This window comes from Bacillus sp. FSL K6-3459 (assembly GCF_038003305.1).
Lineage (GTDB): Bacteria > Bacillota > Bacilli > Bacillales > Bacillaceae > Bacillus > Bacillus pumilus_O.
On the sequence record NZ_JBBOOW010000001.1, the window covers coordinates 3,458,346 to 3,470,708 of the forward strand.

The window sequence follows — 12,363 nt, forward strand, 5'->3', positions numbered from 1 at the left end:
CGACCCCATAAAGGGGCCATTTGTTTTAAGCTTTAACTGATTTGAAGAATTGCGGTAAATATTCACGATGCGCTTCGAGCATTTCATCTAAAATTTGCTTTGCAATTTCGTCAGATGGGACAAGCGGATTGATCGTCATTGCTACAAGAGCCGTCTCGTAATCTCCTGTGACTGCCGCTTCTGCTGCCACACGCTCAAATGATTTGATTTGTTGAACGAGCCCTCTCACAGCTACAGGCAGATCACCCGTCGCAATTGGTTTTGGTCCGTCCTTTGTGATGATACAGTTCACTTCAACCGCTGAATCAGCCGGAATGCTGGCAATGGCCCCTCTGTTCACTGTATTGACTGGTTGGATGTCATGCTTATCATTATAGATGGAGCTGATTAAGTTACATGCCGCATCACTGTAGTACGCCCCGCCTCTTTTTTCGAGTTGCGGAGGTTTAATTGATAAATCGGGATCTTTATAGAGCTCAAATAATTCGTGCTCGACCTGCTGGACAACCTCTGCTCTTGTTCCTTTTTCTTGAGCTGCCTTTTGCTCTTCTTCCAGCATATCTTTTGTTTTATAGTAATAGCGGTGATACGGGCATGGGATGACTCCTAAGCCTTTCACAAAAGAAGGTTCCCAGTTTTTCGCTTCAATGTTCTTCATAGACCACTGACTATTCGGATTTCCTAATTCATCGAGCACTTGATCCATAATGCTGACCCCGTCTAAATACACGTCTAATCCATAGACCATGTGGTTGAGGCCCGCAAACTGTACCTCGATCCGTTCAACATCCACATCAAGCGCCTTGGCAATCCCCATTTTTATCCCAATTGGAACATTGCATAGTCCGACTACTTTTTTTAGATTCGTGTAGCGCAGCACAGCTTCTGTGACCATACCTGCTGGATTTGTAAAATTCACAAGCCATGCATCTGGACAAAGCTCTTCCATATCCTTCACGATGTCTAGAATCACTGGAATGGTTCGAAGACCTTTAAATAAACCGCCTGGTCCGTTCGTTTCCTGACCGATGACGCCGTATTTCAGCGGGATTCTCTCATCCTTTGCACGTGCTTCAAGCAACCCTACACGAAATTGTGTTGTCACAAAATCTGCGTCCTTCAGGGCCTCCCTGCGGTCAAGCGTCAAGTGTACTTCAATCGGTAGCCCTGCTTTTTCGACCATGCGTTTCGCAAGAGCACCCACAATGTTTAACTTTTCCTGACCCGCTTCAATATCCACGAGCCATAATTCCTTTACTGGCAATTCATGATACCGTTTGATAAATCCTTCGACAAGCTCAGGCGTATAGCTCGATCCTCCGCCTATTGTGACAATTTTGATTCCTTCTTTCATGAATTGACACCTCCGAGTTGCTTCATTTTTTCATGGAGCTCGATGATTTCCGCCGCAAGCTCCTTGACAGTCATTGCGTTCATGAGATGATCCTGTGCATGGATCATTAAGAGACTGATGTCGGTCTTTTCTCCTCTAATTTCTCCTTGGATCAGCTCTGTTTGTGCGTGATGCGCCTCATTTAACGCGTCTTGTGCTTCCTGCAATTTTAGCTTCGCCTCATCAAAGTTTCCTTGCTTTGCACATGTAATGGCCTCCATCGCTGAGCTTCTGCCATTCCCGCCGTGTAAGATGAGTTGAAACACAATTTGTTCCATTTCCATCGGCCGCATCCCCCTTGTTTCCTCTATTACATGTTGACGACATTTTCATCAGTTGTGGCTTTTGTTTCTAGTTCACTTTCTTCTTTCAGTTTCTGCTTATCCCACATTCTAAAGAATGGGTAGTATAAAGCGAATGACAACGCCAGGTTAATCAGCTGCATGACAGCACCAGAGATTTTGCCTCCTGTGGCGAGATAGCCTGAAATAATAGGCGGCATCGTCCATGGGACCGCAATCCCCGCCGGTTTTGCGACAAGCCCTGTGCTCATTCCGATATATGTGGTAATGATCATCATGATTGGCGTAAGGATAAACGGAATCAAAAGCATTGGGTTCATGACAATCGGCATTCCGAAAATGATCGGTTCGTTGATGTTAAAGATAGCTGGCCCAATGGCAAGTCGGCCAAGCTGTTTCATTTGTTTACTTCTGGCACGTAAGATCATCGTCAGCACCAAGGCAAGTGTTGCACCGCTTCCGCCGACATTGATGAAGATTTCAAAGAACTGCGCTGTGAAGATATTTGGCAGCACTTCTCCTGCTTGGAATGCGAGACGGTTCTCATCCATCGCACCGAGCCAAATTGGTCCCATGACGCCGCCGACAATGGTTGCTCCATGAATACCGCAAGCCCAGAGAAGCATTTGCACGCCCATGGCGACAATACTTCCGCCTAAGCTTCCACCAAGGATGGAAAGCGGTGTGCCAATTAAGACCGTGATGATATTATGAATACTTTCAAATGGTGTCATCTCAATCAAAAGTCTAGCGACCCAGATCAGCGTGATGACCACAAAACCTGGAATAAGTGCGATAAACGATTTACTCACTGCTGGCGGTACACCATCAGGCATCTTAATGACGATATTCCGCTGGACGATGAATCGGTAAATTTCAGTTGAAAGCATGGCAATAATCATGGCAACGAATAACCCTTTACTGCCCATCAATGTGACTGGAATTCCCCCACCTACTAAGATGGCTTCTGTTGAGCCTTCAGGTGTGAAAGGAACTTGATATGGTGTCGCCAAAAGGAAAGCTGCAACAGCGATCGCACCAGATGATAGGGCATCCACTGCATACTTTTCAGCTAGCCTGTAGGCAATCCCGAAGGTTGCAACAAGTGCCATAATGTCAAAGGTTGCATTCACAGGGTAGGATAGTTTCGTGGCCCATTCTGCTCCGAAGATACTTGCCATAAAATCGCTGTATCCTGGAATCGGAAGGTTGGCTAAAATGAGAAACAGTGAACCGACAATAATGAGAGGCATGGTTAAAACAATTCCGTCACGCAATGCTTGTAAATGTCTTTGAGCGGCAATCTTCCCTGCAAACGGCATGACCTTCTCTTCTAGAAATCGGTTGAATCCATTCATCCCTTCCGCCCCCTTTATCCGTTCACTAACTGTTCAGCAGATTTTAAAACCTCAGCCCCATTACATACGCCGTAATGCACGGTATTGATGACGTCGACTGGAATACTTTTTTCTTCTCCTAGCTTTTTCATTTGTGGTAATAAATATCGAACCTGTGGTCCTAATAAAAGCACATCGGCTTGATCAATATGATTTTTTGCTGAATCTCCGGATACTGCCCAAATACGATAGTCTTTTCCTTGTTCTTGCGCGCTTTTCTCCATTTTTGTAACTAGTAAGCTTGTAGACATACCTGCTGCACATACCAATAAGATGTTCATGTGTAAACGCCCCCTTTTGAAAGTGTGTAGCTTTTCTTTACACACTCATCATATTATGAAACCGCTTTCATAAACACCTATACTTTTTCCTTTAGGAAGCGGAAAAAGTTAAGATCACACTATGAATTCTTGTACGAAGGAGCCTTCTTGTACATGATATCGAGCATGTCGTCAAATGAATCACAGGCGATGAGGTGCTGAATGAATTTCACATTGTGCACAAGCTCGCCCAGCAGACGGTACATCCCTTTTAAGTCTTTTGCATTCTCTTTTTCAACACAAAGCAAGCAAACAAATTGAACTTTTTTCTCTCCCCATATGATCGGTTTTTCTAGTGTACATATTGCCCAAAATGTCTCTTCTGTCAGCGGCGTCATTGGATGCGGAATGGCTGTATAATGCCCGAAGGATGTAGGAGCAGCCTCTTCTCTTTCCATCACAGAAGGTGTAAGCTCTGCTGGTGCTAATCCCATATCGATGACTTTTTTCGTGAGAAAGGCGATGACCTCTTCCTTTGTTTGAAAGGCGCGTTTTGTAAAGACCAATTCCTTTTTCATATATTGAGAGGCCAATGTCACCCTTGTTTCACTTGTCAGAGCTTCTTCAATTTTTAAAAAGTCGCCGCCTCCCAAAATAGTATTCACTTGTATGACGGGAATCGGTAGATCCATCTGAATCGGGACCGTTGTAATAATCAAATCCAGGGCATGTAAAGAGACATGCGGAAGCGAATAAAGCTCTGCTGTGCCTAAAATGGTCAGCTTTGACCCAAATTGTGACCGCAATCGATCCTGCAGCAGCCTCGCACTCCCTGCACCAGATGCACAAACAATGAGACATCGCTTCGGCGGAATCTCCATTTTTCTCCGCTCTAAAGCCGCACCAAAATGAAGCGCGATATAGCCGATTTCATTCTCATGAATACATAGCCCCGTCTCTTCTTCAATTACCCGGCTAGCGACAATCCCTGCTTCAAAAGCAAGTGGATACCCCGCCTTTATTTCATCCAGCATCGGATTTCTTAAGTTCATCCCATATTTACACCGAGTCATGGCTGGCTTTAAGTGCAGGCTGAGCCCAATCAGCAATTCCGCATCTCCTGCTAAATCCAACTGCAATTTTTGGTCAATCGCTTTCAGCATAAGCTGAACAAGACGGCTCGTGTCATCATCCACAATTTGCTTTTGACCGCTCGATGAAAAGGACTGCACCATTTTAGCTGTTCCTAACAAATGAATGGCGATATAGACGATCTCCTCTTGTGGAAAAGAGACGTCCAGCAGTCCTTCAAGACGTTCCACCATTTTTTTGGCGACCTTGTATTCCTTTGCCCGTGGAATTTCATTGATTTCCTCTGGTAAAACAGATACATAGTTTCCGTGTCTAATCCGTTTGCAGGCAATCGCGACATGTACGATTAAATTATTCATGCAAATGTCTGATAGGTTCATTCTTTCTTCATTGATATAATCAATGATTGTTTTCTGAATCAATTCCAGTTCATGTTTTGGCAAAATGGTCACTGCTGTATTCAGCATCGTTTGGTAGGAACGGCGTTCATTGAATAAATATTCTGACATACAATAACGGATTTTCATCTCCGATCCTTTGATCCGGCAGCCTTTATTCGGCTTTGCTTCCAGCTTTAGATCAAAGGGTTCGAGCTTGCGTTTGACCCATTTCATATCGTTACTCATCGTCGATTTACTAATAAACAGCTGCTCCTGTAAATCTTCCAGTTTCACATAAGACTCTGCAAGAAGCAGTTTTTTTAAAATAAACCGAACGCGTTCCTCCGGCAGAACGGCCAGCGGTTCTTCCTGTTCGACCTCTTCTTTCATAAAACGGCGAAAGGCATTCTCATCGTTGATCAACAGCTCATAACCAGCTCCTCGAACGGCTGATACAGCCGCTTGATAAGGAGCGAGACGGTCGTTCAGTTCCTTGATGTCTGTACGAATGGTGCGACTTGTCACTTGTAAGCTGACAGAAAGCGCAGCGCTTGTGAGCGGGGTCTCCGCTGCCATTAACTGACTTAAAATATGCGCCAGTCTTTTACTCAGCATCAGATCGGCCTCCTTATGTAAGGGTGGAGAATCTGCCTTGTCTGGACAGGTTGTATACGCTTGCAGTTCTCTTCATTACTCATATTCTACTGAAAAGAAATAAAAATTGCCAACTCATTTATATGACAAACGCCCCTATTTATACAACAAACCGTATCTAATGACCTATGAATCTTTTTATAGGACCGTTTGAAAACCATGAAAAAAGGCGCTGCACCTTCGTGCCATCGCCTTTATTATGAGATCAGCTGCGTAAAGACAACCAATCTTTTTTCATGAGTACCAGCTGCATGATCAAATGTCCCTGTACATGTGATTAAATTGAGATTTCGTGTAAAAGCATACCCGAAAAATGCATTTGGCTTTTCTTCACGCGGATAACTTTGCACTTTGATGACTTCAAAGGTTCGCTTTTTACCTGACGAGGAGGTCACGATTACCTTGTTTCCCTTTTTTAGCTCCTTTAGTCGATAAAAAACAGAAGGTCCCCATTTATTATCAACATGACCATTCATGACGGCATTCCCTTTATCTCCTGGCTTTGGACCATCTTTAAACCAAGCTGTGTTGTCCGTATTTTTTGGAACGCCCATACTGCCACCCTTAGATAAAATGGTTTTCTCTACTTTTGCTTTGACACCAATCGCCGGAATTGCAATTTCAGCCGGTACAATACCGGATGGTGCGTCTTTTAATATGGCTTTTGAATGAGATTGTTTTGCGGTTTGGTTTGTTGTCATTTCTTCAGGAGATGAGGTTGTTATAGCGGATGACGAATCATCCATCGATTTTGATGCACAGCCCGTGATGATGAGAAGCATCAGAAGACCAAACAGCCATCTTTTCAAGTCAATCTGCCTCCTTTGAAAGAAAGGAACGGCACGATTGTGCACGTTCCCCCTTTTGTTTTGATATGAGCTTAATTTGATGTCTTGCGGCGAATAAGGAAGAACGCACCCATTGCACCACCGGCTAGGATCAAGCTTGCGATTAATCCTGCAAAGGCTTCATATGACATACCTAAAGGACCGGCTGTACCTCCCATACCTGTTTTTGGCATTTCATTAGGCATCTTGGATTTAAACATTTTAGGATGCTGATCAACAATGGCTGCTGCCACATCTTGACCGACCATGAACATATGACCGTACGCTTCTCGCACTGTTGGATAAAGCTGATCATATTCGCCATTATGGTATGACGTATATGTTTTGATCAGTTCATCAATATGCATTTTTAAGCCAGCTTCTAAATCTGCTGCCTTCAAACGTCCATCTGTTGCTTGATCTAAAAATTTTGCTTGCTTCATTCGATACGCATCTAAGTTTTTCACCGCTTTTTCTTTCGCTTCTTTGTCTCCTGATGCATCCGCTTTGACATAATCAACTAAGTATCCGATATGGCTTGACCAAATGTCTTTGAATTGTTTTCCTGCATCCTTGCCATAAACAGAGGCAATCGCATCTGATAAATCATTTGTGTTTTCGTTCAAAGCTGCCGCTGCTTGATCAAAGTCCTTGCTGCCATCATTTCCTTTTTGCATAGCAACGACTGCAAGCGCCAAATGCTCTGAGAACAAGTAGTTTAAATCTTCACGAAGGTCTGCGGCTGGTGTGTCGACTGATTTGTGATCAAATTTCCCAGGAAATTGATCTGTGATCGCCCACGATACGCCTTTTCCTACTTCAAACATATGATGAATAGATTTTCTAACCGTTTCATAGGTCGTATCAAAATCCTTTTCAGTGTAGCTATCAAACGCTTTTAACAGTTCATTGACGTGCATTTTTAAGCCTTCTTCTAGTTCGCTAGCTTTCAATCTACCGTCTGTTGCTTGATCAAGCATATCGGCTTGTTTCATGCGATATTGGTCAAGCTGCTTAACTGCTTTCTTTTTACCTGCTTCATCTTTCTTTGCCGTTGCTTGTACATAATCAACAAAGTAGCCAATATGACTTGACCAAATGTCTTTGAATTGTTTCCCTGCTTTTTTTCCGTACACAGAAGCGATGGCTTCCGATAAGTCATTTGTGTTGTCATTTAGCGCTGCCGCTGCTTGTTTAAAATCTTTGCTATCGTCAATTCCCTTTTGCATTGTGATGACTGCTAAATAAGCGTGCTCTGAAAACAGCTGATCTAGAGTTGCTCGAAGATCGGTTGCTTTATTTGACACCTCTTGTGACGAAGACATCTTCTTTGCCTCTCCATGCATATGTCCTTCGTGTGCACTTGCGCTATGAGCTGCCGGAAATAGTAATGCTGCACTAAGCGGGATAGTTAAAATTGCTTTTTTCATGTTCATCTGTTATTGCCTCCTCTTTCCGTTTGTTATGTACTTAACGGAGTGAGGCATGACTTGGATCATTCAAATCTAACTTTTTTTTCATTCATTGCGCATTCGTTATGTATGCATAAAAAAAAGCCGGATTATCCGGCTGATACGTTACGACGTTTAGATTCTTTCCGCTCTTTATATATTTTTCTCACCACTGGATAAATCACAGGTGCCCATTTAAAAATTTGTTTCAGCCATTTTTTCATTTCTCCCGCGCCTCCTTATTCTCATTCTTACAAGGAAGATTCCCCATCTTGTCATGAAATAAACAGGTGCGGGAGAGCAGGAGTTAAATCACGCCTTGAGCGATCATCGCATCTGCCACTTTACGAAATCCTGCAATATTTGCGCCTACGATTAAGTTTCCAGAGTGTCCATATTCGGCTGCTGTCTCTGTACACTGACGATAAATCGTCTGCATCATTTGTTTCAGCTGATCATCTACTTCCTCAAACGTCCAAGAAATTCTTGCACTATTTTGCGCCATTTCCAGCGCTGAGACACCTACCCCGCCTGCATTTGCCGCTTTTGCCGGCGCAAACAGGATATCATTCTGTTCAAAAACTTTGACTGCCTTTAGAGTAGAGGGCATATTCGCTCCTTCTCCTACCGCAATCACACCATTTTCTACGAGCTGCTGTGCCTGCATTTCAGATATCTCATTTTGCGTTGCACATGGAAGCGCAATGTCACAAGGAACAGACCAAATTTGTTCACAATCTTCAATCAATTCAGCATGCGGGTGAATGTCTATGTATGCCCCAATTCGTTGATTGCTTTCTTCTTTCAGTTGTTTCACTGTTTCTAATGAAATGCCTTGTGGATCATAAATCGCTCCGCTTGAATCACTGCATGCTACGACCTTACCACCTAGCTCGATAACCTTCTCCATCGCATAAATAGACACATTCCCTGAGCCAGATACGACAACTGAACGTCCTTCAAATTGAAGTCCATGCGCTTTTAACATTTCTTCCATGAAGTACACCAGTCCATAGCCTGTTGCTTCTTTTCTCGCTAAGCTGCCTCCAAATCCAGGGCTTTTCCCTGTAAGCACACCTGCTTCATAAGCACCACGCATTTTCTTGTACTGCCCGAACATATAACCAATTTCGCGTGCCCCTACGCCAATATCACCTGCTGGCACATCTTGATCAGGTCCAATATATCGGCTGAGTTCACTCATAAAACTTTGAACGAAACGCATGATTTCTCCATCTGATTTCCCTTTAGGATCAAAATCTGACCCACCTTTTCCTCCACCGATCGGCATACCAGTCAGTGCGTTTTTAAAGATTTGTTCAAATCCTAAAAACTTGATAATGCTTGCATTGACAGATGGATGGAAACGAATGCCTCCTTTGTAAGGACCGATGGCACTGTTGAATTGAACCCTGAATCCACGGTTGACTTGTACTTTCTCCTCATCGTCTACCCATGGTACGCGAAATACTACAAGCCGCTCAGGCTCGATGAGTCGTTCTAAAATGCCTTGTTTTTCATACTCTGGATGCTTTGCAAAAACGGGAACGAGTGATTCTAGAATTTCTCTTACGGCTTGCTGAAATTCCTCCTCACCAGGATTTCGTTTTTCCACCTCTTCTAACACACGGTCGATGTAGCTTTGTGCTGTTTGTGCTGCTCGATCTAAGGTCAACATGTCTCATCTGCCTCCTTTGTATATCTTCACACATTTATCCTGTTAGATTTTCTAACGCATATTGAGATTAATTTAACACCATTTGTAAAAACTGATCAATACTGATAACAGATGAAAATGATGCCGAATTGAGATGGATCAAACAGCCGCCGTCATCGTTTTTAGAAAGTATCTCTTACAGAATGACTATTGAGCTAGAAATCATGTTTTAGACACTATATATCCCGCACTCTTTGACATTTAGATGAACCATGAAAGATTTCTAGTTGATCTTCAACACGAAAAAAAGGCCTAAAGTTTTATAGGCCGTCTGCTCAATCTTTTCGGATCTTCTCTTCTTTTTTTCGATCAGGGTACACGACACAAAGCCAATATAAAATAGAAGACGATGGGAAGTTAATTAAACCGACAATGCCCCAAAACCACTTGTAACGCCCTCTTTTCTTGGCATCCATAAATAAAAGCAGGCCCTGCGCAAATAGTAACGGCAATGCGCACAATAAGATGATCATCTCCGTCTGACTCATAAGGAAGACCCTCCTTTAATATGTTGATATTCCTTGATGCCGACAACGACGCAGAGCGGCACACTCACGACTTGAAGAAGAATGAAGATGATAGGCAAATGGGTGATGGCAGCGACAAATAGTGTGAGAATGGTCAGACTGATGAGAACATACGCCAGCACTTCTTGTTTAAAACGCCTTTTCTCTTGTTCCTTCGCCTGCTTTAGCAGCATCATGACAGCTTGTTCACTTGGTTCTTTCACTTCAATCTGTTCATCTAGTTGCTGTAACTCTTCCTTTAAACGTTCTGTGAACTGATCTTCCTTCATTAAGACCACTCCTTTCGAATTTTTTTTAACCCATGATGAACCCTCGACTTCACAGTGCCTTCTCTCATACCGAGCATTGAAGCAATCTCTGGATAAGTAAAGCCATAATAATAGTGCAAAATAATCGGCGCTCTCTCCTGAGCCTTCAATTCGTTTAGAGCATCCCACATCTCGTGCCAAGTATGGCCCTTTTGCTGAATCTCCCATTTAAAACGGCGTATCGTCTCTTGATTTGCCTTTCCTTCCCTCAATTGTTCACGTTTTCTTTTCTTCTGGTGATCCAAAAATTGTCTAGATGCAATGGATATGAGCCATGTTGAAAATAAGGAATCTCCTCTAAATGAAGAGAGTTTCATGTACGCTTTCAGCATCGTTTCCTGCATGATTTCTTCTGCAAGCTCTTGTTGAAGGGTGAGCTTCATTATATAACGGTAAAGAAAGGAATAATGATGACGATATAGGGCTGTAAATGCAGCATCATCCCCCTGTTTTGCCCGCTGAATCAATAATGTCTCTTCTGCCTGCTCCAAACACACCCCTCCTTCCCTTTTTCTTCTCTTATTCATGAGACGACACGTATGACGATATCGTTCAAAATGGAATTCATTTTTTTAGTTTGTCTGCTTTTCTCCCTGTTCGTCCAGTAATTGAAGCATTAAATATCCAGTTTTTTCTTATGAAATGATTATGACATTCTTTCGCCTCTAACAAAATAATGCGTTCTGATTTTCTATCAAGCGGAGAAGCTCTCTTTCATAATCACTAGGTCATCCCAATACCTATCGTCAATGATCCTAGTCTCATTTAGACGAAAATAAAATAATCATGGCCTTAGTTTTCTAGAAAATCACGGAATACACAGCGCCAATTCTTAGCCGATGATACCTTTTTGCGTGCTATGCTCTTCCTACATTCCGAAAAAGGCGATACTGGCGAAGGAAGGAGGAGTAGTTGAATTGCAGCTTATTTTTGGAAACGTTTACATTAAAACGAAATGAATGGAGATGTTGACTTTGAAGAAAAAATTTCCAATGTTAGCTGGTGTGTTAGCGGTTGGTCTCGTGACTTCATTATTTGCACCTAATGGAGAGGCAAAAGCGGCAGCAAAGTATCCCGAAAGCCCATCTATTATGGCCAATTTTAATCAACAAGGGTTCTCCACATTAAATGGCGGTACAACAGGCGGTGAAGGTGGTAAAACCGTCACAGTCAAAACCGGAAATGAACTATTGGCTGCCCTCAAAAGTAAAGGAACAAACGAAAAATTAAAAATTGTTGTCGACGGGACGATTACCCCTTCTAATACATCTGCCAATAAAATCGATGTGAAAGATACAAACAATGTCTCGATCGTCGGCAAAGGCACGAAAGGTGAATTCAATGGAATTGGCATTAAAGTATGGCGTGCCAATAACATCATCATCCGCAACCTGAAAATTCATCACAGCAAAATCGGTGACAAGGATGCCATCGGAATCGAAGGCGCTTCTAAAAACGTATGGGTCGACCATAATGAACTGTACAATACATTAAACTCTGGTAAAGATGATTATGATGGATTATTTGATGTGAAAAATGACTCCGACTATATTACCTTCTCTTGGAACTATGTTCATGACAGCTGGAAAACAATGCTCATGGGCAGCTCTGATAACGACAACTACAACCGAAAAATTACATTCCACAACAACCGTTTTGAAAACCTGAATTCTCGGGTACCATCTATGCGCTTCGGGGAAGGTCATGTGTATAACAACTACTATAAAGGTATCCATACAACAGCGATTAACTCTCGTATGGGCGCAAAAATGAGAATTGAGCACAACGTATTTGAAAATACAAAAAATGCGATCGGCAGCTGGGACAGCCGTCAAGTCGGTACATGGCATGTCATCAACAACTCATATATTAACAGCTCAGGCAGTCTGCCAACATCTTCTACAGGTACGTACAACCCTCCTTATAACTACTCTTTGCTTAACGTGAACAATGTCAAATCAGAAGTGGTATCAAATGCTGGTGTTGGAAAAGTAAACCCTTAAAACCACAAAACGTTCGGGCAGAAACCTCTGTCCGAACGTTCTTGTCATTTCA

Annotated in this window: 13 protein-coding genes; 1 reads left to right on the plus strand and 12 read right to left on the minus strand. The window is 42.8% G+C overall.

Features of this window, described 5'->3' with window-relative positions:
- Positions 1-25: 25 nt before the first annotated feature.
- From MHI35_RS17675 to sigY, 12 genes are all read right to left on the minus strand, one after another.
- The gene (locus tag MHI35_RS17675; RefSeq protein WP_335349545.1) at positions 26-1,354 is read right to left on the minus strand and encodes a 6-phospho-beta-glucosidase; all 1,329 of its coding nucleotides are present in this window, start codon (positions 1,352-1,354) and stop codon (positions 26-28) included.
- The gene (locus tag MHI35_RS17680) at positions 1,351-1,677 is read right to left on the minus strand and encodes a PTS lactose/cellobiose transporter subunit IIA (RefSeq protein WP_012011706.1); all 327 of its coding nucleotides are present in this window, start codon (positions 1,675-1,677) and stop codon (positions 1,351-1,353) included. The genes MHI35_RS17675 and MHI35_RS17680 overlap by 4 nt, the downstream gene beginning before the upstream one ends.
- Positions 1,678-1,703: 26 nt before the next feature.
- Entirely contained in the window at positions 1,704-3,053 is a 1,350-nt protein-coding gene (gene celB, locus MHI35_RS17685; protein ID WP_012011707.1) for a PTS cellobiose transporter subunit IIC, read from the minus strand.
- A 14-nt stretch (positions 3,054-3,067) separates the two neighbouring features.
- Positions 3,068-3,373: a PTS sugar transporter subunit IIB gene (locus MHI35_RS17690; protein WP_012011708.1), complete on the minus strand. Its 306-nt coding sequence runs from the start codon at positions 3,371-3,373 to the stop codon at positions 3,068-3,070.
- A 119-nt stretch (positions 3,374-3,492) separates the two neighbouring features.
- Positions 3,493-5,439 carry a BglG family transcription antiterminator gene (locus MHI35_RS17695; protein ID WP_211062691.1) on the minus strand — a complete coding sequence of 649 codons (1,947 nt, stop codon included), beginning with the start codon at positions 5,437-5,439 and terminating at the stop codon, positions 3,493-3,495.
- A 236-nt stretch (positions 5,440-5,675) separates the two neighbouring features.
- Positions 5,676-6,287, minus strand: a complete 612-nt coding sequence (locus tag MHI35_RS17700; protein ID WP_211062692.1) for a class F sortase — start codon at positions 6,285-6,287, stop codon at positions 5,676-5,678.
- A gap of 71 nt (positions 6,288-6,358) precedes the next feature.
- Positions 6,359-7,741 (minus strand): copper amine oxidase, encoded by a 1,383-nt coding sequence (locus MHI35_RS17705; RefSeq protein ID WP_211062693.1) that lies wholly within the window; start codon positions 7,739-7,741, stop codon positions 6,359-6,361.
- Between the two features lie 125 nt (positions 7,742-7,866).
- A complete protein-coding gene (locus MHI35_RS17710; protein WP_249407340.1) occupies positions 7,867-7,980 on the minus strand; it encodes a hypothetical protein in 114 nt (37 codons plus the stop codon).
- Between the two features lie 83 nt (positions 7,981-8,063).
- Entirely contained in the window at positions 8,064-9,434 is a 1,371-nt protein-coding gene (gene gdhA, locus MHI35_RS17715; RefSeq protein WP_211062694.1) for an NADP-specific glutamate dehydrogenase, read from the minus strand.
- A 314-nt stretch (positions 9,435-9,748) separates the two neighbouring features.
- The gene (locus MHI35_RS17720; RefSeq protein WP_088002567.1) at positions 9,749-9,961 is read right to left on the minus strand and encodes a transcriptional regulator; all 213 of its coding nucleotides are present in this window, start codon (positions 9,959-9,961) and stop codon (positions 9,749-9,751) included.
- Complete coding sequence (locus tag MHI35_RS17725) at positions 9,958-10,269, minus strand: YxlC family protein (protein WP_144520053.1); 312 nt, start codon at positions 10,267-10,269, stop codon at positions 9,958-9,960. Before MHI35_RS17725 ends, MHI35_RS17720 begins: the two co-directional genes overlap by 4 nt.
- A complete protein-coding gene (gene sigY / locus MHI35_RS17730) occupies positions 10,269-10,799 on the minus strand; it encodes an RNA polymerase sigma factor SigY (RefSeq protein ID WP_144520050.1) in 531 nt (176 codons plus the stop codon). Before sigY ends, MHI35_RS17725 begins: the two co-directional genes overlap by 1 nt.
- Before the next feature lie 474 nt (positions 10,800-11,273).
- On the opposite strand from sigY, the gene MHI35_RS17735 reads away from it, so the two are divergent.
- Complete coding sequence (locus MHI35_RS17735) at positions 11,274-12,311, plus strand: pectate lyase family protein (protein ID WP_249407351.1); 1,038 nt, start codon at positions 11,274-11,276, stop codon at positions 12,309-12,311.
- Positions 12,312-12,363: the final 52 nt, after the last annotated feature.